Genomic DNA, 21303 nt, shown 5'->3' on the forward strand with positions numbered 1-21303 from the left:
ACTTCACGGATGTCCGGGCCGCGGACCTCCGGCGTCCCTCCGAGGAGACCCAGCACCATGTCCGACTACGGGCACCCGCTCCGGTTCGGCACCTTCATCACGCCCACGGCCGGCGACCCCGAGCGCGCCGTCGCCCTGGCCGAGCTCACCGAGGCCGCGGGGCTGGACCTGGCCACCTACCAGGACCACCCCTACAACCCGGGCTTCCTCGACACCTGGACCCTGCTGACCTGGGTCGCCGCCCGGACCAGCCGCATCTCGGTCTCCGGCAACGTCCTCAACCTGCCGCTGCGCGGACCGGCCATGATCGCCCGCCAGGCGGCCTCGCTGGACCTGCTCTCGAACGGGCGCTTCGAACTCGGCCTGGGCGCCGGCGCCTTCTGGGACGGCATCGCCGCCATGGGCGGGCCCCGGCTGACCCCCGGCCAGAGCGTGGACGCCCTCTCCGAGGCCCTCGACATCATCCGCGCGGTCTGGGACACCGACGCACGCGGAGGAGTCCGCCTCGACGGCGTGCACCACGCCGTCTCGGGCATGAAGCGCGGACCCGCGCCCGCCCACGACATCTCCATCGACCTGGGCGCCTACAAGCCCCGCATGCTCCGCCTCACCGGCGCCAAGGCCGACGGCTGGCTGCCCAGCCTCGGCTACCTCGACGTCGCGGACATGCCCGCCGCCAACCGCGTCATCGACGAGGCCGCGCGGGAGGCCGGCCGCGACCCGCGCCAGGTCCGCCGCATGCTCAACCTGACGGGCGGCGCCCTGCTCCCCGCGGGGCGCGGCTTCCTCCAGGGCCCCGCCGAGCAGTGGGTCGACGACCTGCTGCCGCTGGTCCTGGAGCACGGGTTCAGCACGTTCGTCCTCGCCGCGGACGACCCGCGCACGATCCAGGGGTTCGGCGCCGAGGTCGCCCCGGCCCTGCGCGAGGCCGTCGAGAAGGAGCGCGCCTCGGCGGGGACCGACACCGGACCGGGCCGGCCCGCCGCCGCGCTGGCCGCCCGGCGCCCGGACATCGACTACGACGCCGTCCCGGAGAACCTGCGCGACCGCGCCGTCGAACCCGGCGACCGCTCCTACACGCGGTTCCGCCACGGATACATGCAGAACGGCAGGCCCGGCCTCGTACTGCGCCCGGAGAACGCCGAGCAGGTCGCCGAGGCCCTGGGATACGCCCTCGACCAGGACGTCCCGCTCAACGTGCGCAGCGGCGGCCACGGCATCAGCGGCCGCTCCACCAACGACGGCGGCGTCGTCGTGGACCTGTCCCGGATGAACCGGGTGGAGGTCACCGACCCCGCCGCCCGCCGGGTGCGTCTGGGCGCCGGGGCCCGCTGGGGCGAGGTCGCCACCGTGCTCAACCGCCACGGGCTGGCCGTCAGCTCGGGCGACTACGGCGGCGTCGGCGTGGGCGGCATCGCCACCACCGGGGGCATCGGCTACCTGGGCCGCGCCCACGGCCTGGCCATCGACCACGTCACCGCGATGGAGGTCGTCACCGCCGACGGCCGCGTCCTGCGGGCCGCCGCCGACGAGAACCCCGACCTGTTCTGGGCCGTGCGCGGCGCCGGGGCCAACTTCGGGGTGCTCACGTCGGTGGAGGCCGTCGCGGCCCCGGTCGGCGACGTCGTCGTCGCGCAGTTCGCCTACGACGCCACCAACGCCGCCGCGTTCCTGCGGACGTGGGGCGAGATCACCGAGGCCGCGCCCCGCGAGGTCACGGCGTTCCTGCTCACCGGGCCCGGCCGGGGCGACTCCGGTCCCGTCGCCCGGGCGACGGTGGTCTACGCCGGCGACGACACCGACGCGGCCGTCACCGCGCTGGAGCCCTTCCTCAAGGCGGGGCCCGTCCTGGACCAGAGCGCGCAGCTGGCGCCCTACCCGGCGATCCTGCCGCACGACGACGCGCCCCACCGGGGCGCCGGCGTCCCGGCGAGCCGCTCCGGGCTGGTCACCGGGATCTCGGAGGACACCGCGCGGACGCTGGCGGGCATGCTCGCCTCCGGGGCGACCTACTTCATGCAGCTGCGCCAGGTGGGCGGGGCCGTCAACGACGTCCCCGCGGACGCCACCGCCTACGCGCACCGCCACCAGACCCAGTCCGTGGCGGCGCTGGCCTCCCCGCGCACCGCCGCCCGCCTCGACGAGCACTGGGCGGGGCTCGGGGACGCGATCGACGGCATGTACCTGAGCTTCGACACCCGTACCGGGCCCGAGGTGCTGTCCCTGGCGTTCCCCGAGCCCACCCTGTCCCGGCTGCGCCGGATCAAGGCGGAGTACGACCCGCACCGGGTGTTCGACCAGAACTTCCCGATCGAGCCGGCCGGGGGCTGACCGGCCCGGGTCCGGTCCCCGCGCACGGGCGCCCGTGCGCGGGGACCGGACCCTAGCGCCGCGGCGCCGTCGCGTCGTCCAGCGCGTCGCGGATCTCCGGGGGCAGCTCCACGCCCTCCACGCCCAAAAGCTCCTCCAGCTGCGCCGGGGTGCGCGGTCCCACGACGGCCGCCGCCACCCCCTGCTGGTCGCGGGCCCAGCTCAGCGCCACCGCGAGCGGCGGCACCCCCAGCCCCTCCGCCGCGGTGCACACCGACTCCACCACCCGGCGGCTGCGGTCGTCCAGGTACGGCTCCACGTACGAGGCCATGTGCGGGAACGCCGCACGCGAGTTCGCCGGGATCCCCGTCCGGTACTTGGCGCTGAGCACGCCCCGGCCCAGCGGCGCCCACGCCAGCAGGTGCGCCTGCGCGGCCCCGGCCGCGGGCAGCAGGTCGCGGTCCGCGCCCCGGTTGAGAAGCGAGTACTCGGCCCCCGCGCTCACCAGCGGCACCCGGCCCGGAGACGCCCGCTGCCAGGTCGCCAGCGTCGCGAACTGCCAGGCGTCCAGGTCGCCGGTCCCCACGTAGCGGGCCTTGCCCGCCGCCACCGCCGCCTCCATCGCCGCCAGCGTCTCCTCCGGCGGCGTCGCCGGGTCGAACACGTGCAGCTGCCACAGGTCCACGTAGTCGGTCTGCAGGCGCCGCAGGGAGGAGTCCAGCGATGCCAGCAGGTGGCGGCGCGAGGCGTCCACCGGCCGGTAGCCCTCCGGGGTGTGCCCGCTCTTGGTGGCCACCACCACGTCCTCGCGGCGCACCGCGGAGCCCAGCAGACGGCCCAGGATCCGCTCGCTCTGCCCGCCGGTGTAGATGTCCGCGGTGTCCACGAGGGTGCCCCCCGCGTCCACGAACGCGGTGAGCTGCTGCCCGGCCTCCTCCTCGGAGGTGTCCTTGCCCCAGGTCATCGTGCCGAGGGCGGTGCGGGACACCCAGAGTCCCGATCTGCCCACCTGTCGCTGTTCCATGCGGCGGAGAGTACCGTGTTCATTCGAAGTCGGCCCGCTGTACATCCTCACGGCGTATCCTCGTCGAAGCCCTGACCGGGGACGTTCACCGCGCCGTCCGCGCGGGCCGGAGCGGTTCCGCCCGCTCCCGCCGCCACCCCTCCACGAGGCCCCGGCCCCCGGTTCTCAGGTGGAAAAGCCCCTAGCAGTGCTCCGGTGCCCCCTCGCGCCGGACCGTCATGGAAAGTCCGAAACCGAGTGTCCATCTTCGAGGCGGTCGTCCTCGGCCTCATCCAGGGACTCACCGAGTTCCTGCCCGTGTCCTCCAGCGCCCACCTGCGTGTGTTCGCGGCCTTCTTCCAGTGGCCCGACCCCGGTGCGGCCTTCACCGCCGTCACCCAGATCGGCACCGAACTCGCGGTGGTGGTCTACTTCCGCAAGCGGATCTGGGCCGTCATCTCCACCTGGCTGCGCTCCCTGGTCGACCGCGACCTGCGCGGTGACGTCAACGCCCGCATCGGCTGGTACGTCATCCTGGCCACCATCCCCATCGGCGTTCTGGGCCTGCTCCTGGAAGACCAGATCGACAGCGTCTTCCGCGACCTGCGCCTGATCGCGCTCACCCTCATCGTCTTCGGCCTCATCCTGGGCGCCGTCGACCACTTCGCCCGCCGCGAGCACGAGATGGAGGACCTCACCCTGGGCCGGGGCATCACGTTCGGCCTCTTCCAGACCCTGGCCCTGATCCCGGGCGTCTCCCGCTCGGGCGCCACCATCACCGGCGGCCGCCTGCTGGGCTTCAACCGCCCGGCCGCCGCGGAGTTCGCGTTCCTCATCGCGCTGCCCGCGGTGTTCGCGTCCGGCCTCTACAAGATGCTGGACATCGGCGGCGGCGAGTACGCGGGCTGGGGCGCCACCCTCGTCGGCACCCTCGTGGCGTTCGTGATCGGCTACATCGTCATCGCCTGGCTGATGAAGTTCATCTCCACGCACAGCTTCATGCCGTTCGTGTACTACCGCATCGCGCTCGGCATCCTCATCCTCGTGCTCGTCTTCACCGGCGTGCTCGACCCGGCGGGCGGAGCCGGGGTCGGCTGACCCCCTCCTCCCCGCGCCGCGGGCCCGGACCCCGACGGGGTCCGGGCCCGCCCGTGTCCCCCGTCACCCCGGTGCCCGCGCGGATCTAGAGTGAGGGCATGGCGACACCATCCCAGGACACCCTCCCGCAGGCGGTCACGCTCATCCTCGTCCGGCACGGGATGACCGACGCCACCGGACCCCGGCTGGCCGGCCGCGCACCCGGAATCCACCTCAACGACACCGGCCGGGAGCAGGCCGCGGACCTGGCCCGCAGGCTGGCCGGGCTGCGCCCCGCCGTCCTCCTCTCCAGCCCCCTGGAGCGCTGCCGCGAGACCTCCGACGCGGTCTCGGCGGCCCTGGACGTGCCCGTCACCACCGAGGACCGCCTCATCGAGTGCGACTACGGCTCCTGGACCGGCCGCGAGCTGAAGGACCTGGCCGACGAGCCGCTGTGGCGGGTCGTGCAGGACCACCCCTCCGCCGCCCGCTTCCCCGGCGGCGAGGCCCTGGCCGCCTCCTCCGCCCGCGCCGCCGAGGCCGTCCGCGACTGGAACTCCCGGCTGCTGCTCACCCCCGCCGACACGCCCCCGGTCTACCTGGCGTGCACCCACGGCGACATCATCAAGGCCGTCGTCGCCGACGCGCTGGGCCTGCACCTGGACCTCTTCCAGCGGTTGCGGGTGGACCCCTGCTCGGTCACCTCCATCACCTACACGCGCACCCGCCCCTTCCTCAACGTCCTCAACGACACCGGTCAGGGCGGCGGCCCCGTGCTGCCCACCCCGGCCGAGGCGTCCGGGGACGCCGCCGTGGGCGGCGGCGCGGGCGCCGGGCACAGCGCCTCCGAGATCCTTTAAGGTTCTAGGCATGCCCGTCTTTCAGTTCAATCCGCCGGAGCGCTTCATCGCCGGGACCGTGGGCCAGCCGGGGGAGCGCACCTTCTTCCTCCAAGCGGTGGGGGAGGGCCGCATCACCAGCGTCGCCCTGGAGAAGGCGCAGGTCGAGGCGTTGGCCACCCGTATCGAGGAACTGCTGGAAGAAGTGCACCGGCGCTTCGGCGCTCCTCCGGACGACAGCGCCGTCGCCGAGGACGAGGGCCCGCTGGAGCAGCCCATCGAGCAGGACTTCCGGGTCGGCACCCTGGCCCTGGCCTGGGACGCGGAGGCGTCCCGCGTCATCGTCGAGGCCCAGGAGATCGACGACACCTCGGGGGAGGAGTTCGTCGAGGAGGAGGACGAGCTGGAGGTGTTCGCCGAGGACGGCCCGCCGCACCGCGACGTCCTGCGCGTCTACCTCACCCCCGGCGAGGCCCGCGCCTTCGCCGGCCGCGCGCTGAAGGTGGTCGCCGCGGGGCGGCCGGACTGCCCGCTGTGCGGGCGGCCGCTGGACCCCGCCGGGCACATCTGCGTGCGCCAGAACGGCTACCGGCCCGACCGCCTGGTCTGATCCCGCCTTGACGCACGACGACACCGCGGTCGAGGGCCCCTTCGGCGGCCTCACCCCCGCCGAGGGCCTCGACCTGCTGCGGACCGGCGAGATCACCGTCGAGGGCAGGCTCGCCTCCGCCTCCAACGCCACCCTGTACTGCACCGTCTCCGACGGGGCCCGCTCCGCCACGTGCGTCTACAAGCCGGTGGCGGGGGAGCGGCCGCTGTGGGACTTCCCCGACGGCACCCTGGCCGGGCGCGAGGTCGGGGCGCACGCCGTCTCCGACGCGCTGGGCTGGGAGGTCGTCCCGCCCACGGTCCACCGCGACGGCCCCTTCGGCGAGGGCATGGCCCAGCTGTGGGTGAACGGCGACGCCACCGTGGACCTGGTCGCCCTGTCCCGGGAGGCCGACAACGCCGCCCTGCGCCGCATGGCCGTGTTCGACGCCGTCATCAACAACTCCGACCGCAAGATCGGCCACCTGCTGCCCACCCCGCAGGGGCACCTGTACGGCTGCGACCACGGGGTCGCCTTCGCCGAGGACTACAAGCTCCGCACGGTGCTGTGGCAGTGGCAGGGGCTGCCGCTGCCCGGGGAGGCGCTGGCCGCGCTGGAGCGCCTGCGCGCCCGGCTGGCCGACCCCGGCGACGCCCTGTCCCGGGAGCTGGAGCGGCACCTCACCGGCCCCGAGGTCTACGCGGTGCGGGCCCGCACCGACCTGCTCCTGGAGCACCGCATCCACCCCTACCCGGCCCCGGACTGGCCCGCGGTGCCCTGGCCCCCGGTCTGAGGGGGCCGCCCCCTTCCCGGCCGCCCCGGAACCGTCGATCATCACCGGTGACACGGCGGGACGGGAGGCGGGGGCGCGTGGAGGAGGGCATCCGGGTCCGGGTGGACCCCGGCGGCCGGGCGGTGCTGCGGCTGGGCCGGTGGGGCTACGCGCTGCGCGCCCCGGCGCCCGCCGCCCGGACGGAGCGGGTGTCCGCCGTGCTCGGGACCGTGTCCCTGGCCCTGTTCGTGCTGGGCTGGATCCCCGTCGTCTGGCTCCAGGCCACCGGCGGCCAGGTCACCGGCCCCTACCTGGCGCCCGTCGGCGCCGGACTGGCCGGCCTGCTGCTCACCGGCCTCCTGCTGGGATGGCGGGAGATCGCCGGGGAACTCCTGGGGTACCTGGCGGTGTTCCTGCTCGTCGTCCTGTTCCCGCTCTACTTCCCGCTGCTGGCCGTCCCGGCGGTGCGCCGCCGGCTGGGCGGCGTACCGCCCTCCGGCGGCGACGGCGGGGGAGCCGGGCGCCCGCGGCGGCGCGCCCCCGCGGAGCGGGAGGCGACGTACCTGTACGAGCGCCTGGCCGGCGCCCGGCTGACCGGCACCGGCCGCCGCGCCATCCTGGAGCTGGAGCACCGCGACGGGAGCACGCTCACCTGCACGGCCACCGGGGCCGCCGCCGCGGCACTGCGCGAGGCCGCCCTCGACCGCCTGGAGGGGCTGCTCCCGCCGGGGTCCGGCGCGCCCCCGCGGGTGTGAGGAGTATCGAATACCCGGGAGTAGGAATGGCGTGTCAGGTGTCGCTACCGGCACAATGAACCCGTGAGCAACGACTGGAACTACCTCTTCGACATGGACGGCGTGCTGGTCCGCGAGGAACACCTCGTCCCCGGCGCCGACGCACTCATCGCCGAACTCCGCGAGCGCGGCGTCCCGTTCATGGTGTTGACCAACAACTCCATCTACACCCCGCGCGACCTGCGGGCCCGGTTGCTCAACACGGGACTGGACATCCCGGAGGAGTCCATCTGGACCTCGGCCCTGGCGACCGCGCAGTTCCTCCAGACGCAGCGCCCCAACGGCTCGGCGTACGTGGTCGGCGAGTCCGGCCTGACCACCGCCCTGCACAACGTGGGCTACGTCATGACCGAGCGCGACCCCGACTACGTGGTGCTGGGGGAGACCCGCACCTACAGCTTCGAGGCCATAACCCGGGCGATCCGCCTGGTCCGGCGCGGTGCCCGGTTCATCGCCACCAACCCCGACGAGACCGGCCCCAGCGCCGAGGGGCCGCTGCCCGCCACCGGCGCGGTCGCCGCGCTCATCGAGAAGGCCACCGGCCGCAGCCCCTACTTCGTGGGCAAGCCCAACCCGCTGATGATGCGCTCGGCGCTGCGCCGGATCGGTGCCCACTCCGAGAACACGCTGATGGTCGGCGACCGCATGGACACCGACGTGCTCAGCGGCCTGGAGGCGGGGCTCCAGACGATCCTGGTGCTGTCGGGCATCTCCGACCGGGACACCGCCGACCAGTTCCCCTACCGCCCCACCCGCGTCATCGAGTCGGTCAAGGACCTGGTCGGCGCCACCGCCGACCCGTTCGGCCGGGACGGGGGGTAGGACCCCGGACACGACGGAGGGGCGGCGGACACGGTGTGTCCGCCGCCCCTCGCCGGTGCGCGGTGCGTCAGGCGCTCTGCCGCTGCTTGGCGATCTCCTCGACCTTGGCGGCCTCTTCGCGGCGGCGGGCGCGGAGCACCTCCAGGCGCTCGGCGAGGACCTCTTCCAGGTCCTCCATGCTCCGCCGCTCCAGCAGCATGTCCCAGTGGGTGCGTGTGGGCTTGGCCGCCTTGGGCTCCTCCCCGGAGCCGTCGCGGCGCAGGGCGCGGTCGCCGCAGAACCGGCACTCCCACTCGGCGGGGATCTCGGCCTCGGTCGCGAAGGTGACCGAGAAGCGGTGGCCCCGGGTGCAGTCGTAGGTGACCTCCTGGCGCGGGGCCAGGTCGGTGTTGCGGTCGTTCTCGTAGCTCGTCGCCCCGAGTCGGGTGCCGCGCAGTGCTCGCTCGGCCATCGTGTGGGTGCCTCCCAGGCGCTTGTGCGGTCTCGCGGGGTTGTAACACGCAGGTCCGCGTCAAGATTCCCCGCCCTCCCGGGGGCGAACCGCGCGCGGCCGGGCCCCGCGGGGCTGCCCGGACCGGTGTGACACCGTGCGTGTGACCTGTGGCACTCCTTCCCGCTCTTTTCCGGGCGCACACCCCGGCGCCGGTACGGACTGCGGAAAACCCGGCGGTCACGTTCCGTGGCCGGACGACGCGGCCGGTGCTTTTCTCTTCGCGAGGGGTCTTCCCCGTGTTTCACCATCGATACCGAAAAAAAGAAGAACCGGGCTAAATGTCCGATATAAGTACTTCGTGGTTCTGATGAAGCTCCTTGAGAAGAGCGTTGACAAAATCCAGGAACGCCGTGTCCGGAAGGCGGGTATCGCCTTCGGTGACATCTGGCGCGACCCTGATCTGGCCGCGGGGCTCCCCGCCGTCCGCGCGGGCGATATCGCCGCGGCCCGCGAACTCCTGACCGTCGCCGACCCCCGGCGCGCGGACCTGCGCCTGCACGTGCTCTCCGACGCCTGCGTCCCCCACCTGCCCGCACTGGAGGAGCGCTACGGCGACGACGACCCCCTGCTGCTGCTCCTGGGCGGCACCACCCGTGTCAAGACCGCGTGGGAGGCCAGGGGCGGCGGCTGGGCCTCCGGCGTGGGGAAGGAGCGCTTCCGGCGCTTCTTCGGACTCCTGGAACCGGCGGCCCGCCCCCTGGCGCGCGCCGCCGAACTCGCCCCCGAGGACCCCCGCCCCTGGAACAGCCTCCAGTGGTACGGCCTGGGCATGCAGCTGGGCCGGGAGGCCCTCGACCGCATCTGGCTGGAGCTGTGCGCGCGGGACTCCTGGCACCACGGCGGGCGCTCCTCCCGCCTGCAGGTGCTGTGCCACAAGTGGCAGGGCTCCCACGAGGAGATGTTCGCCTTCGCCCGGGAGAACGCCGCCCGGTCCGCGCCGGGGGACGCCTGCCTGGGCCTGCTGCCCGAGGCCCACAAGGAGCACCTCATGATCCTCATCCGCGACAGCGGCGAGATCGAGACCTACGGGGACGTCAAGGAACTCGTCCGCGGCTACTTCGCCGACCCCGGCATCCACGGCGAACTGGCCGACGCCGCCGACCGGTGGCTGTCCGGGGACACGGCCTCCGACCCCGAGTCCGCGGGCGTCGCCCACGCCTTCGGCGCCGCCTTCCACCACGGGGGAGACCTGGACAGGGCCACGCGCGTCCTGGCCCGCGCCGGGCGCACGATCCCCCCGGGCGCCCTGTGGGAGCACGTGTCGCCCTCTCCCGGGTCCGACCTCCTCGCCGCCCTGGGCCGCTGCGGCCTGCTCCACCGCCCCTCCGGCTGACCCCCGCCCGCCCCGCGGCGCTCCGACCGGCTCCCGCCGCCGGTCGGCCCCGCCCCGGCGGCGCGTCCCGCACGGAACGTCGTCATCGCAGTTCACCAGCGCTTTTCCGGCATTGGGCAATGGCTCCTCCGTCCTCTGTGCGGCGTTCGATCGCCAAGGCGTTCATTCGCCTGTTCGCGGTGGTCCAATACCGTTTGTGTGAATCTAGTGATACGTTGACTCGCTGTGCGCTGAAAAGTGCGTGTTGTGGAATGACATCCCCTTCTCGTATTCGCTGTGCACCCCGATCCCACCCCCTTCGGTCCCTCTCCGGCCGCCGCCGGTGTGACCAGGGGAAATGTCGCAGTCGGACGTGAGACATGACAACCACCACCCCCCGGGGCGCGGTCTCCCCGCCGCGCTCCGCCCCCCGCTGGTCGTACCTCCCGCCGGTGCTGCTCCTGCTGTGGGCCGGCTGCCTCCTGGCCTTCCCCGGGGCCCGCGAGCCCTGGGCGCTGGGCGCGGCGATCGCCGGTCTCGTCCTGCTCGCCCCGTCGGCCCTGCTGCTGGACCGGCGCGACCGCGACGCCCGCGCCCTGCGCGCCGAGCTGGACGAGCTGCACGCCAGCACCGAGTCCCTGGCCCGGGACCACCTCCCGCGCCTGGTCGAGTGGCTGCGCGAGGGGGACTCGGCCGAGACCGCGCTGCACCGCATCCCCCTGCCCCGCGACAGCGCCCGTGTGACCGTCGTGCGCGCCGTGGCCTCCGAGATCGCCTCCGCCGAGCGCCGCCGCTCCGCCGCCATGGCCGCCTGCGCCACCGCCGCGGGCCGGATGCAGGCGCTCACCACCGCCATGCTGGCCGACCTGCGCCGCATGCAGGAGCGCTACGGCGACGGGGACGCCGACTCCGGCATCCTCGGCGACCTCATGCACCTGGACCACAGCACGGCCCGGTCCGGCCGCATCGCCGACAGCATCGCCATCCTCACCGGGGCCCGCTCCGGCCGCCGGTGGAGCCGCGCCATCGGGATCGAGAGCATCCTGCGCGGCGCCATGGCCCGCATCGGCGCCTACCGCCGGGTGCGCCTGCACAACGTGCCGCGCCAGGCCATCGCCGGGTTCGCCGCCGAGGGCGTCATCCACGCCCTGGCCGAGCTGCTCGACAACGCGGCCAAGTTCTCCCCGCCCACCTCCGAGGTCCACGTCCACGTGGAGGAGGTCCAGGCCGGGATCGCCGTCATGATCGAGGACAGCGGCCTGGTGATGGGGGAGGAGGCGCTGCGCCGCGCCCGCGAGGCCGTCTCCGGCGACGCCGACATCACGACCATCTCCGGGAGCCGCCTCGGCCTGTCCGTCGTCGGCCGCATCGCCCGCCGCTACGACCTGTCCGTGTCCTTCCGGTCCTCCTCCCGCGGCGGCACCGCCGCGGTCCTGCTGCTCCCGAACAAGATCGTCAAACCCCTGCCCGCGGCGCCCGCTCCCGCCGCGGGAGGGGGACCGGCGGCCGGCGCCGTCCCCGCACCGGCGGCACCCGCACCGGCCGGGCCCGAGCCGACCCTCCCGCAGGACGGCGCCGCCGACACCGGCGGCCTGCCCCAGCGCCGCCGGGGCAAGACCCTCGCGGCCGTACAGCAGCAGACCGCCGCCCCCGAGCCCGCCGGGGGGAGCGGCCCGGCCACCTCGCCCCGTGGCTTCGGCGCGTTCCGCGCGGCGGTGCGCGGCCAGGACCAGAACGGAACCCCGAAGGACGCATGATGGACCTCGAACACTCGACCTGGCTCCTCGAAGGCCTCCTGGAGCGCACGCCCGGAACCCGGCACGCCCTCGTGCTCTCCCGCGACGGCCTCAAGCTGTGCCACACCCCCGGACTCAAGGCCGACAGCGCCGACCACCTCGCCGCGATCGCCGCCGGGGTGCAGAGCCTGGCCCACAGCGCCTCCATCGAGTTCGGCGACGGCGCGGGGGGCGTCCGCCAGGCCATGGCCGAGTTCTACGGCGGACTGCTGTTCATCGTCGAGGCCGGCGCCGGCGCCCACCTGGCGGTCATCACCTCGCCCGAGGCCGACCCGGGACTGGTCGGTCACAACATGAACGAGCTGGTCGAACAGCTGGGCGAGCACCTGTCCACGCCGCCCCGGGCCGCCACCGGCACCGCATGAGCCGCTCGCACCGCGACGAGAGCCCCGACCGCCTCTACGTCATCACCTCCGGGCGCAGCGGCGGGGCCGACGAGGCCCTGGACGCGGTGGCACTCGTCGTCGCCGAGAGCGACCCCGCCCCCGGCATGCAGTCCGAGCACGCCGCCATCCTGCGGCTGTGCCGGGGCCCCATGGCGGTGGTGGAGGTCTCGGCCCACCTGGGCCTGCCCCTGGCGGTCACCCGCATCCTGCTCACCGACCTCCTGGACGGCGGCAGGATCACGGCGCGCCACCCCCGGCCCGCCCCCTCGCCCGCCCACCCCCTCGCCTCCCCGGACGTGTTGGAGAAGGTCCTCGTTGCACTCCACAACCTCTGAAACCCCCACGGCGGACCCGCCCCCGTCCCTGCCCCCCACCGTGGACCAGGCCCTGAAGATCGCCGTCGTCGGCGGTTTCGGGGTCGGCAAGACCACCCTGGTGCGCGCGGTCAGCGAGATCCGCCCCCTCAACACCGAGGAGACGATGACCCGGGCCGGGACCGACGTCGACGACCTGAACGGGGTCGAGGACAAGAACACCACCACCGTCGCCTTCGACTTCGGCCGCATCACCCTGGACTCCACCTCGGTCCTGTACCTGTTCGGCGCCCCCGGCCAGCAGCGCTTCTGGTTCCTGTGGGACCGCCTGTTCAGCGGCTCCCTGGGCGCGGTCGTCCTGGTCGACACCCGCCGCCTGGGCGACTCCTTCTTCGCCATCGACCGGCTGGAGGCCCAGGGCACCCCCTTCGTCGTCGCCCACAACGACTTCGGCGCGGCCGAGCACAGCCTGGACGACATCCGCGCGGCCCTGGACCTGGACCCGGCGGTCCCCCTGGTGCGCTGCGACGCCCGCGACCGGGACTCGGCCAAGGGGGTCCTCATCGCCCTGATCGAACACATCCGAACCCTGATCGCCGAGGCCCGCAGATGAGCACCGAACCGGTCCCCCTCCACGGACCCCACGCGGGTTCGGGCGGCGCGGAGTTCTACGACCGCATGCGGGCCGAGCGCGGCCCCGTCTTCCCGGTAGTCCTGGAGGGCGGCGTCCCCGCCTGGCTGGTCATCGGCTACCGCGAACTCCAGGAGGCGCTCACCCGCCCCGACGTGTTCGCCCGCGACTCCCGCCGCTGGAACCGCTGGGACCTCATTCCCCCGGACTGGCCCCTGCTGCCCCTGGTGATGCCGATGCCCACGGTGCTCAACACCGAGGGGGAGGAGCACCGACGCCACTCCGCGGCGATCACCGAGGCCCTGTCCGCCGTCGACCTGCACGAGCTGCGCACCGTCACCGCCCGCTTCGCCGACCGCCTCATCGACGGGTTCTGCGCCTCGGGCTCGGCCGACCTGCGCGCCCTCTTCGCGTTCCGCCTGCCCGCCCTGGTCCTGGCCTGGGCGTACGGGCTGGAGGAGGAGCACGGGGACACCCTGGCCACCGTCATGACCACCATGCTCGACGGCGGGCCGGACTCCATGGCCGCCCAGGGCACCCTCCTGGCGGAGATGACCGCCCTGGTGGCCGCGCGCCGCGCCGCCCCGGGGCCGGACGTGATCTCCCGCCTGATCGCCCACCCGGCGGCCTTCACCGACGAGGAGCTGGTCCCCGAGCTCATCGTGGTGCTGGGCGGCGGCCACCAGCCGACCGGCGAGTGGATCGGCAACGCCCTGCGGCTGATGCTCACCGACGACCGCTTCGGCGCGTCCCTGGCCGGCTCGCGCCTGAGCGTCTCCGAGGCCCTCAACGAGGTGCTGTGGGAGGACACCCCCACCCAGATCTACGCGGGCCGGTACGCCGCCCACGACGTGGAGCTGGGCGGACACCGGATCGCCACCGGGGACCTGGTCCTGCTCGGCCTGGCCGGGGCCAACCGCGACCCGGCCCTGCACCGCGCCTCCGCCGGGGGCCACGCCAACCGCGCCCACCTGTCGTTCTCCCACGGCGACCACCGCTGCCCCCACGCGGCCCAGGAGATGGCCGAGGTCATCGCCGTCACCGCCGTCGAGGTCCTCCTGGACCGCCTGCCCGACCTCGAACTCGCCGTCCCCGCCGAGGAGCTGCGCTGGCGCCCCTCGCCGTGGATGCGCGGCGTCACGTCCCTGCCCGTCGTCTTCTCCTCCGTCCCCCCGCTCCGATCCCCCTTCCCCTGAGCCGGAGCACCCTTCCCGCTGTCACGGTGCCCCGCCCCGTCCGCACGTTGAGAAGGAGCCCCCCATGCCCTGCCCCGTGTCCCACGGCACCCCCGCGACCGTGGTCCTGGACCCCTACGTCACCGACCTGCGCGCCGAGCGCGAGACCCTCTACGCCGCGGGCCCCCTGACCCGGGTCGAGCTGCCCGGCGGGGTGACCGCCTGGGCGGTCACCCACCACGCCGAGGCCCGAGCCCTGCTCACCGACCCCCGCCTGGTCAAGGACATCGCCCACTGGGCGGACTACCAGGAGGGCCGCATCCCCGCGACCTGGCCCCTGCTGAGCACCATCCCCCCGACCCCCACCAACCTCCTGGGCACCGACGGCGACGAGCACAGGCGGCTGCGCCTGCTCACCGCCAAGGCGTTCTCCGCCCGGCGCGTCGAGCGCCTGCGCCCGCGCGTGGAGGAGATCACCGCCGGACTCCTGGACGCCCTGGAGCCCCGCGCCGGTGAGCCGCTCGACCTCAAGAACGAGTTCGCGTTCAAGCTCCCCATGAACGTCATCGGCGAGCTGTACGGCGTCCCGGACGCCGAGCACGGGCTGCTGCGCGACCTCTACGTGAAGTTCTTCAGCTCGGTCACCGGCCCCGAGGAGTTCCTGGAGACCTACGCGACGCTGGAGAAGTACTACGACGACCTGCTCGCCGCCAAGCGGGCCGCACCGGGGGACGACCTCACCACCGAGCTGCTCGCCGTCGACGACAACGGCGACTCCCTCAGCGACCTGGAGGTGCGCGGCACCCTCCAGGTGGTCGTCGCCGCCGGGCACGAGACCACCGTCAACCTGCTGTGCAACGCGGTGCGCGCCCTGCTCGCCCACCCCGACCGGTTCGCGTCGGTCAGGAAGGGCGAGGTCGACTGGGACGCCGTGGTGGAGGAGGTGCTGCGCTTCGACCCGCCCACCTCCAATTTCCTCTTCCGGTTCGCCACCGAGGACGTCGAGGTCGGCGGCGCGACCGTGGGGAGGGGCGAGGCCCTCATGGTCTCCTACGGGGCGATCAGCCGCGACCGCGCCGAGCACGGCGAGGAGCCGCACCCCGACACCTTCGATCCCGCCCGGACCCGGGGCCGCCACATCTCCTTCGGGTACGGGCCGCACGTGTGCCCCGGCGCTCCGCTGGCCCGCATGGAGGCCCGGATCGCGCTGCCGATGCTCTTCGAGCGGTTCCCCGACCTGCGCCTGGCCGTCCCCGACGGGGAGCTGGGCAACCACCCCTCGGTGGTCGTGAACAGCCTCAGGGAACTCCCCGTGCTGCTGCGCCCCTGAGCACCGGGGCGGGCCGCCTCCCCGGGGCCCGCCCGGCGCCTCCCCACCCCCCCCCAAAAAAAACACGACATGTACATAAGAGGTGTCCGGTGGACACGACGACCCCGGTCCGGCTCTACGATCCCGAGTTCAACACCGACCCCCGAGGCTTCTACCGCAGGATGCGTGCCGGGCACGGGCCCGTGGTGCCCGTCCTCATGGACGGCGACGTCCCCGCCTGGCTGGTGATCGGCTACCGCGAACTGCACGGGGTGCTCAGCGACTCCGACACGTTCGCCCGCCACCCCGGCCGGTGGAACGCCTGGGACAGGGTGCCCGAGAACTGGCCCCTGCTCCCCATGCTCGCCCCGCTGCCCAACGTCCTGTGCTCGGAGGGCGACGAGCACCGGCGGCGCACCCGCGCCATCAACGACGCCGTCAACGGCGCCGACCCCCATGAGCTGCGCACCCTCGTCACCCGCGTCGCCGACCGGCTCATCGACGGGTTCTGCGGCCGGGGCGCGGCCGACCTGCGCGCCGAGTACGCCGAACGCGTCCCCGCGCTGGTGCTGTGCCGGATGTTCGGCCTGGACGACACGACCGGCGCCGCCGTCACCTCCGACATGAACGCGCTGTTCAACGCCGGTCCCGACGCCATCGACGCGCACCGGCGCATGGTCGGGGTCTTCACGCGGCTCATCACCTCCCGGCGGGCCGCCCCCGGCCCCGACATCGTGTCGCGGATGATCTCCCACGCGGCGGGCTACACCGACGACGACCTCAACGCCGACCTCATCGCGGTCCTGGCCGGGGGCCACCAGACCACCGGCGAGTGGGTGGGCAACGCGCTGCGGCTGATGCTCACCGACGAGCGGTTCGGATCGTCGCTGTTCGGCGCCCGCAGCAGCGCCCGCGAGGCCCTGGTCGAGGTGCTGTGGGAGGACTCGCCGTCCCAGATGAACGCGGGCCGGTTCGCCTCCCGCGACGTCGAGCTGGGCGGCCGGATGATCCGCCAGGGCGACCTGCTGCTCCTGGGCTACGCCGCCGCCAACCAGGACCCCGGGCTGCGGTCGCAGGACGAGGGACCCGGCCGGGCCGCCAACCACGCCCACCTCTCCTTCTCCCACGGCGAGCACAGCTGCCCGCACGCCGCCCGGGGGCTCGCCGAGACGATGGCGGTCACCGCGATCGAGGTCCTCCTCGACCGGCTGCCCGACATCGAGCTCTCCGTCCCCGCCGACGAGGTCCGCTGGCGGCCCTCCCCCTGGGTCCGGGGCGTGATCGCGCTCCCGGTCTCCTTCACCCCCGCGACCCCGCAAGGAGACCTCTGATGTCCTGCCCCTTCCACGCGTCCGACGGGGTCCCCCTCGTCCACGCGGTGCCCGACGACGTCCAGGCCGACCGCGAGCGCCTGTACCGGGAGGGCCCGGTCACCCGGGTGGAGCTGCCCGGCGGCGTGCGCGCCTGGGCGACCACCCACCACGAGGTGAGCAAGGAGACCCTCAACGACCCCCGGTTCGTCAAGAGCGTCGACCACTGGGCCGACTACCAGGAGGGGCGGGTCCCCCGGGGCTGGCCGCTCCTGGGCACCGTCCCCCTCGACAACACCAACATGCTCGCCCTGGACGGCGCCCCCCACCGGCGGCTGCGCCGGCTCACCGCCGGCCCCTTCTCCGCGCGCCGGGTGGAGCGGCTGCGGCCGCGCATCGAGCGCATCACCGAGCGGGCGCTGGACCGGTTGGAAGCTAGGGCGTCCGAACCGCTGGACCTGAAGGCGGAGTTCGCGTTCCGGGTGCCGATGGCCGTCATCGGCGAGCTGTACGGGGTGTCCGAGGCCGAGTACGAGCACCTGGGCGAGCTGTACGCCGACCTGTTCTCCGGGACCACGGAGGAGGGCGAGCACCTCCGGATCTACCACACCCTGTTCCAGTACTTCGGAGAGCTGGTCGCCCGCAAGCGGGCCACCATCGACGAGCACGACGACTTCACCGCCGACCTCATCCGCGCGGGCGAGGGCGGGGACGGCCTCGGGGACGCGGAGATCACCCTCACCCTGCTGACCGTGGTCGCCGCGGGCCACGAGACCACCGTCAACCTGCTCGTCAACGCGGTGCGGGCGCTGCTGCGCCACCCCGTGCAGCGGGAGCGGCTGCGCAGGGGCGAGGTCTCCTGGGACGCGGTGGTGGAGGAGACCCTGCGCTACGACCCGCCCAACAACCTCATGATGTTCCGGTTCGCCACCGAGGACGTCGAGGTCGGGGGTCGGACCATCGCCAGGGGCGAGGCACTGCTCACCCACTACGGTGCCGCCTCGCGCGACCGTGCCGAGTTCGGCGGGGACCCGGAGGTGTTCGACCCCGACCGCGGGCGGGGGCGGCACATCACCTTCGGGTACGGCCCGCACATCTGCCCGGGCGCCCCGCTGTCGCGGCTGGAGGCACAGGTCGTCCTGCCGATGCTGTTCGAGCGCTTCCCCGACCTGAGGGCGGCGGTGCCGGACGAGGAGCTGGTCGTGGCCTCGGCCCTGTCGGTCAACAGCCTCAGGGAGTTCCCGGTGGTCCTGCGCCCGTAGCGGCTCTGCCCGGGGGCCGGTGACGCGTCGGCCCCCGGGGAAACCCTTGCCTGGACAAAAGCCACTTTTTGCGACAAACGGCCATACGATCCCCGCAGGTCACCGGTGGGGAGGGGCGGGCATGGTCGTGACGAGGTGCTGCGCGCTCGCGCTGGCCGCCGTCCTCGCGGGCTGCGGCGGTTCGGAGACCGCCGTCCCGGCCGGGGACCGCGTGCCGCGGGCCACCGATGCCCCGGCCGCCCCGCCCAGCCCGGCACCGAGCCCGCCGCCCACCCCCGCGCCGAGCCCGCCGCCCGCGCCCCCGGAGCGGTCCTCCCCGGACGACCCGCCCCCGCGGACCGCCGAACCCACCGGGGAGCCCGGGGGCGGGCCCGACCGGGAGACGGTCACCGGCTACCTGGAGGCCCTGGCCGCCACCGACGACCCCGACCGCATGCGCGAGGGCCTCACCCTGGCGGCGGACGGTTCCGCCGCCCACGGCCTGCTGCTGCACGCCTCCTCCGTGGCCCAGGCACGCAAGGACGGCGACGAGGTCCCCGCGGTCGTGGGGCTCACCCCGACCGGCGACGGCGCCGAGCTGTGCCCGGCGGCGGGCAACGACCCCGACTGCGGTGAGTACACCGGCTTCACCGGCCGGGACGGGCTCGTGTCGGGCCTGCACGTCGACGGCTCCGACCCCGGGCCCTCCCTCATCGTCGGCGACGGCGTCACCGCGGACTCCGAGGGGGCCGGCGCGACCCTGGTCACCGCCTACCGCTCCGTGGTCGACCACACCCTGGTGGTGACGGTGGAGTTCAGCGCCGTCGACGACGTCTCCCTGGACCTGGACGGCGCGGTCTACCGTGGCGCCGACGGGGCCGAACAGCCCGCCGAGGACACCGCGGGCCGCCGGGAGGTCACCGCCGGGACGGCCGGCCACGCCGTCTTCCACTTCCCCGGCGCGCTGCCGGGCGGCGAACTCGCGGTGGGCGGCTGCCTCGCCGAGTGCTCGGCCCTGGTCGACCTCGCGCTCCCCGTCGGCTGAGCGGCCTCCGGGGCGCCTGGCCCGGGCGCACGCCCCCGGCCAGGTACGGCCCGGCGGGGGCGGGCGCCCCGCACGCGGTGCCGCCCGCGGAGGACCCGGACCGCGCCGCCGCCCCGGCGGGCCGATCCGGACCTGCGTTCCCGAGCGGATACCGAGGGTGATGAGCCGTTCCCGGGGGCGTGGCGGTGGTCACACCGGGGGGCTCGGGCCTGGTCTCCCTTGCGGGGAGGGACACCGCGTCTCCGCGGCATGCTTAGAATCCGGCCATGGAGACCCCCGCCCCCCTCACTTCCCCCGCCTCCGTGCTCACCGAGCGTCACCGGATCGGTGACGGCGTGAGCCTGGGAGACGGGGTCCTGCTCTACCGGGCGTCCGACCCCGCCTCGCGGGCGGAGGTCCTGATCGAGGTCGAGGCGGTCCCCCGCCACCTGGAGGGGGCCCGGACCGAGCGCGCGGACCTGATCGCCGACATCGACCACCCGGCCCTGGTCGAGCGCCTCGGCCTCACCGTGGAGGACGGCCGCGCGTTCACGGTGACCGGTCCGGTGGACGCGGACCCCCTGGCGCACATCCTCGGCGAGCGCTTCCGCGAGCGGGTGTCCAAACGCGAGGCACTGGACATCGCCGACACCCTCCTGTCCGCGCTGGAGGAGTACCACGAGCGCGGCCTCGTCCACGGGGCGGTGGGGCCGGACACGGTCCTGCTGGCCGACGACGGGTCCGTCCTGCTGGTCCCCGTCACCGCCGAGCCCGGTCCCGGGGCCGACCCCCGCGACGACGTACGGGCGGTGGGATCGCTGCTCCACCGGATGATCACGGGGATGGCGAACGGTTCCGACGGCGGGGACCCGGCGGACCTGGACGGTGAGTTCGCGCTGCTGGTCGCCCAGGGCACCGCCGCCGACCCGGCGCACCGCCCGCGCAACGCCTCGCACTACCGGGTCCTGGTCACCAGGGCCAGGGACCGGCTGCCGGCCCCCGCGCCCCGGCACGCCGCCTCCGAGCCCGCGGCCTCCCGGGCCGGGGCCCCGGAGCGGCGGGAGGAGCCGGACGGACCCGGGCGCGGGGGCGTGCGCCGCCCCCTGCTGTGGGGCGCGCTCTGCGCCGCCCTGCTGCTCGCGGCCCTGGCCGCGTGGGCCCTCCTCGCCGGCGGCGGGGAGGAGGCGGGCGGGTCCGCCGGGGCCACCATGCCCGACCTGGTGGGCCTGACACCGGAGGAGGCCACCGGACGGCTCGACGCCCTGGAGGTATCCCTGGAGATCTCCTACGACCAGGTCCGGGACGACGACGTGGAGCCGGGCCTGGTCGCCGCCACCGACCCCGCGCCCGGCTCCGGCCTGGGCGGCGGCGACGCGGTGACCCTCTCGGTCTCCACCGGGCCCTCCGACCTCGTGGTGCCCGACCTGGTGGGCGAACCCGAGGCACAGGCCAGGCGGACCCTGCTGGACCTGGGGTTCACGGAGGTCGCCACGGTCCAGGAGCCCTCCGAGGAGCACTCCTCGGGCACGGTCCTGTCCACCGACCCCGGAGCGGGGGAGTCGGTGCCCCACGACACGCCGCTGACGCTCACCGTCAGCGAGGGGGTCGCCCTCCCCGACCTCGTCGGCATGGCGGAGGAGGAGGCCCTCGCGGCCCTGGCCGACCTGGGCCTGCTCGCGGAGACGGCCCGGGAGGATTCGCGCCGCCCCGCGGGGGAGGTGCTCGCCCAGGACCCGGCGGCGGGCGCCGTCGTGGAGCCCGCGAGCACCGTGCTGGTGACCGTGTCCTCCGGGCAGGACGAGGAGCCCGAGGCGCAGGCCCCGCCGGAGGAGGGCCCGCGGTCCGACGGCGGGCGCGGGGAGGACCCCCGGGAGGAGAGGCCCCCCGGCCCCGGGGACGACGCCTCGGCGCCGGGAACGGGGGAGCCCGAGCCCTGCGCGGGCGGCGCCTGGTCGGAGGGGACCGCCTACCCGGAGGGATCGCGCGTGGTCCACAACGGCCGCGAGTACGAGGCGGTGTGGTGGAACAGCGACATCTCCCCGGAGGAGACCGCGGAGTGGGGCCCCTGGCGCGACGTCGGCGGCTGCTGAACGCCGCGCGGCGAAC

General features: G+C 74.4%; 20 protein-coding genes. 18 read left to right on the forward strand and 2 right to left on the reverse strand.

Translation table 11 applies throughout. From position 1 onward, the window contains the following. The first annotated feature begins 57 nt into the window (after positions 1–57). Positions 58–2331 carry an LLM class flavin-dependent oxidoreductase gene (locus tag BUE45_RS25000; protein ID WP_073382479.1) on the forward strand — a complete coding sequence of 758 codons (2274 nt, stop codon included), beginning with the start codon at positions 58–60 and terminating at the stop codon, positions 2329–2331. 52 nt (positions 2332–2383) lie between these two features. Here BUE45_RS25000 and BUE45_RS25005 read toward each other — a convergent pair whose 3' ends face one another. Continuing rightward, positions 2384–3334 carry an aldo/keto reductase gene (locus BUE45_RS25005; RefSeq protein ID WP_178378647.1) on the reverse strand — a complete coding sequence of 317 codons (951 nt, stop codon included), beginning with the start codon at positions 3332–3334 and terminating at the stop codon, positions 2384–2386. Positions 3335–3571: 237 nt separating this feature from the next. Here BUE45_RS25005 and BUE45_RS25010 point away from each other — a divergent pair, with 237 nt between their 5' ends. The 6 genes from BUE45_RS25010 to BUE45_RS25035 all read left to right on the forward strand — a co-directional run bounded on the left by BUE45_RS25010 (position 3572) and on the right by BUE45_RS25035 (position 8206). Beyond that, positions 3572–4411 carry an undecaprenyl-diphosphate phosphatase gene (locus BUE45_RS25010; RefSeq protein WP_073382485.1) on the forward strand — a complete coding sequence of 280 codons (840 nt, stop codon included), beginning with the start codon at positions 3572–3574 and terminating at the stop codon, positions 4409–4411. 98 nt (positions 4412–4509) lie between these two features. Next, positions 4510–5250, forward strand: coding sequence for an MSMEG_4193 family putative phosphomutase (locus BUE45_RS25015; RefSeq protein ID WP_073382487.1), 741 nt, complete (start codon positions 4510–4512; stop codon positions 5248–5250). Positions 5251–5260: 10 nt separating this feature from the next. Continuing rightward, positions 5261–5839, forward strand: coding sequence for a DUF3090 domain-containing protein (locus BUE45_RS25020; RefSeq protein ID WP_073382490.1), 579 nt, complete (start codon positions 5261–5263; stop codon positions 5837–5839). 7 nt (positions 5840–5846) lie between these two features. Beyond that, a complete protein-coding gene (locus BUE45_RS25025; protein ID WP_073382493.1) occupies positions 5847–6611 on the forward strand; it encodes an SCO1664 family protein in 765 nt (254 codons plus the stop codon). Positions 6612–6688: 77 nt separating this feature from the next. After that, the gene (locus BUE45_RS25030; RefSeq protein WP_073382496.1) at positions 6689–7345 is read left to right on the forward strand and encodes a hypothetical protein; all 657 of its coding nucleotides are present in this window, start codon (positions 6689–6691) and stop codon (positions 7343–7345) included. A 63-nt stretch (positions 7346–7408) separates the two neighbouring features. Beyond that, positions 7409–8206: an HAD-IIA family hydrolase gene (locus BUE45_RS25035; protein WP_245833459.1), complete on the forward strand. Its 798-nt coding sequence runs from the start codon at positions 7409–7411 to the stop codon at positions 8204–8206. A gap of 67 nt (positions 8207–8273) precedes the next feature. Here BUE45_RS25035 and BUE45_RS25040 read toward each other — a convergent pair whose 3' ends face one another. Next, positions 8274–8657, reverse strand: a complete 384-nt coding sequence (locus BUE45_RS25040) for an RNA polymerase-binding protein RbpA (RefSeq protein WP_073382499.1) — start codon at positions 8655–8657, stop codon at positions 8274–8276. A 349-nt stretch (positions 8658–9006) separates the two neighbouring features. On the opposite strand from BUE45_RS25040, the gene BUE45_RS25045 reads away from it, so the two are divergent. From BUE45_RS25045 to BUE45_RS25095, 11 genes are all read left to right on the forward strand, one after another. Next, positions 9007–10032, forward strand: coding sequence for a hypothetical protein (locus tag BUE45_RS25045; protein WP_143173472.1), 1026 nt, complete (start codon positions 9007–9009; stop codon positions 10030–10032). Between the two features lie 359 nt (positions 10033–10391). Continuing rightward, a complete protein-coding gene (locus BUE45_RS25050; protein WP_084737804.1) occupies positions 10392–11768 on the forward strand; it encodes an ATP-binding protein in 1377 nt (458 codons plus the stop codon). Continuing rightward, on the forward strand, positions 11768–12172 hold the full coding sequence (locus BUE45_RS25055; protein ID WP_073382504.1) for a roadblock/LC7 domain-containing protein: 405 nt from the start codon (positions 11768–11770) through the stop codon (positions 12170–12172). The genes BUE45_RS25050 and BUE45_RS25055 overlap by 1 nt, the downstream gene beginning before the upstream one ends. Further along, positions 12169–12528 (forward strand): DUF742 domain-containing protein, encoded by a 360-nt coding sequence (locus tag BUE45_RS25060; protein ID WP_073382506.1) that lies wholly within the window; start codon positions 12169–12171, stop codon positions 12526–12528. Before BUE45_RS25055 ends, BUE45_RS25060 begins: the two co-directional genes overlap by 4 nt. Then, positions 12509–13120: a GTP-binding protein gene (locus BUE45_RS25065; RefSeq protein WP_073382509.1), complete on the forward strand. Its 612-nt coding sequence runs from the start codon at positions 12509–12511 to the stop codon at positions 13118–13120. The genes BUE45_RS25060 and BUE45_RS25065 overlap by 20 nt, the downstream gene beginning before the upstream one ends. Then, the gene (locus BUE45_RS25070) at positions 13117–14334 is read left to right on the forward strand and encodes a cytochrome P450 (protein WP_073382511.1); all 1218 of its coding nucleotides are present in this window, start codon (positions 13117–13119) and stop codon (positions 14332–14334) included. Before BUE45_RS25065 ends, BUE45_RS25070 begins: the two co-directional genes overlap by 4 nt. Positions 14335–14398: 64 nt before the next feature. Beyond that, positions 14399–15643, forward strand: coding sequence for a cytochrome P450 family protein (locus tag BUE45_RS25075; protein ID WP_073382514.1), 1245 nt, complete (start codon positions 14399–14401; stop codon positions 15641–15643). An 89-nt stretch (positions 15644–15732) separates the two neighbouring features. Beyond that, the gene (locus BUE45_RS25080) at positions 15733–16953 is read left to right on the forward strand and encodes a cytochrome P450 (RefSeq protein WP_073382517.1); all 1221 of its coding nucleotides are present in this window, start codon (positions 15733–15735) and stop codon (positions 16951–16953) included. Continuing rightward, complete coding sequence (locus tag BUE45_RS25085; RefSeq protein WP_073382520.1) at positions 16953–18194, forward strand: cytochrome P450 family protein; 1242 nt, start codon at positions 16953–16955, stop codon at positions 18192–18194. The genes BUE45_RS25080 and BUE45_RS25085 overlap by 1 nt, the downstream gene beginning before the upstream one ends. 121 nt (positions 18195–18315) lie before the next feature. Continuing rightward, a complete protein-coding gene (locus tag BUE45_RS25090; protein ID WP_178378649.1) occupies positions 18316–19218 on the forward strand; it encodes a hypothetical protein in 903 nt (300 codons plus the stop codon). Between the two features lie 266 nt (positions 19219–19484). Further along, positions 19485–21287, forward strand: coding sequence for a PASTA domain-containing protein (locus tag BUE45_RS25095; RefSeq protein WP_073382523.1), 1803 nt, complete (start codon positions 19485–19487; stop codon positions 21285–21287). The last annotated feature ends 16 nt before the right edge of the window (positions 21288–21303 follow it).

This window comes from Nocardiopsis flavescens (assembly GCF_900141985.1).
Taxonomy (GTDB): domain Bacteria; phylum Actinomycetota; class Actinomycetes; order Streptosporangiales; family Streptosporangiaceae; genus Nocardiopsis; species Nocardiopsis flavescens.

Bases quoted from the DNA above. Each gene is read 5' to 3' on its own strand.
- BUE45_RS25045 (WP_143173472.1), top strand. From the start codon at position 9,007: ATGAAGCTCCTTGAGAAGAGCGTTGACAAAATCCAGGAACGCCGTGTC.
- BUE45_RS25095 (WP_073382523.1), top strand. From the start codon at position 19,485: ATGGAGACCCCCGCCCCCCTCACTTCCCCCGCCTCCGTGCTCACCGAG.
- BUE45_RS25085 (WP_073382520.1), top strand. From the start codon at position 16,953: ATGTCCTGCCCCTTCCACGCGTCCGACGGGGTCCCCCTCGTCCACGCG.
- BUE45_RS25060 (WP_073382506.1), top strand. From the start codon at position 12,169: ATGAGCCGCTCGCACCGCGACGAGAGCCCCGACCGCCTCTACGTCATC.
- BUE45_RS25020 (WP_073382490.1), top strand. From the start codon at position 5,261: ATGCCCGTCTTTCAGTTCAATCCGCCGGAGCGCTTCATCGCCGGGACC.
- BUE45_RS25050 (WP_084737804.1), top strand. From the start codon at position 10,392: ATGACAACCACCACCCCCCGGGGCGCGGTCTCCCCGCCGCGCTCCGCC.
- BUE45_RS25055 (WP_073382504.1), top strand. From the start codon at position 11,768: ATGGACCTCGAACACTCGACCTGGCTCCTCGAAGGCCTCCTGGAGCGC.
- BUE45_RS25040 (WP_073382499.1), bottom strand. From the start codon at position 8,657: ATGGCCGAGCGAGCACTGCGCGGCACCCGACTCGGGGCGACGAGCTAC.
- BUE45_RS25090 (WP_178378649.1), top strand. From the start codon at position 18,316: ATGGTCGTGACGAGGTGCTGCGCGCTCGCGCTGGCCGCCGTCCTCGCG.
- BUE45_RS25015 (WP_073382487.1), top strand. From the start codon at position 4,510: ATGGCGACACCATCCCAGGACACCCTCCCGCAGGCGGTCACGCTCATC.
- BUE45_RS25000 (WP_073382479.1), top strand. From the start codon at position 58: ATGTCCGACTACGGGCACCCGCTCCGGTTCGGCACCTTCATCACGCCC.
- BUE45_RS25005 (WP_178378647.1), bottom strand. From the start codon at position 3,334: ATGGAACAGCGACAGGTGGGCAGATCGGGACTCTGGGTGTCCCGCACC.
- BUE45_RS25075 (WP_073382514.1), top strand. From the start codon at position 14,399: ATGCCCTGCCCCGTGTCCCACGGCACCCCCGCGACCGTGGTCCTGGAC.
- BUE45_RS25070 (WP_073382511.1), top strand. From the start codon at position 13,117: ATGAGCACCGAACCGGTCCCCCTCCACGGACCCCACGCGGGTTCGGGC.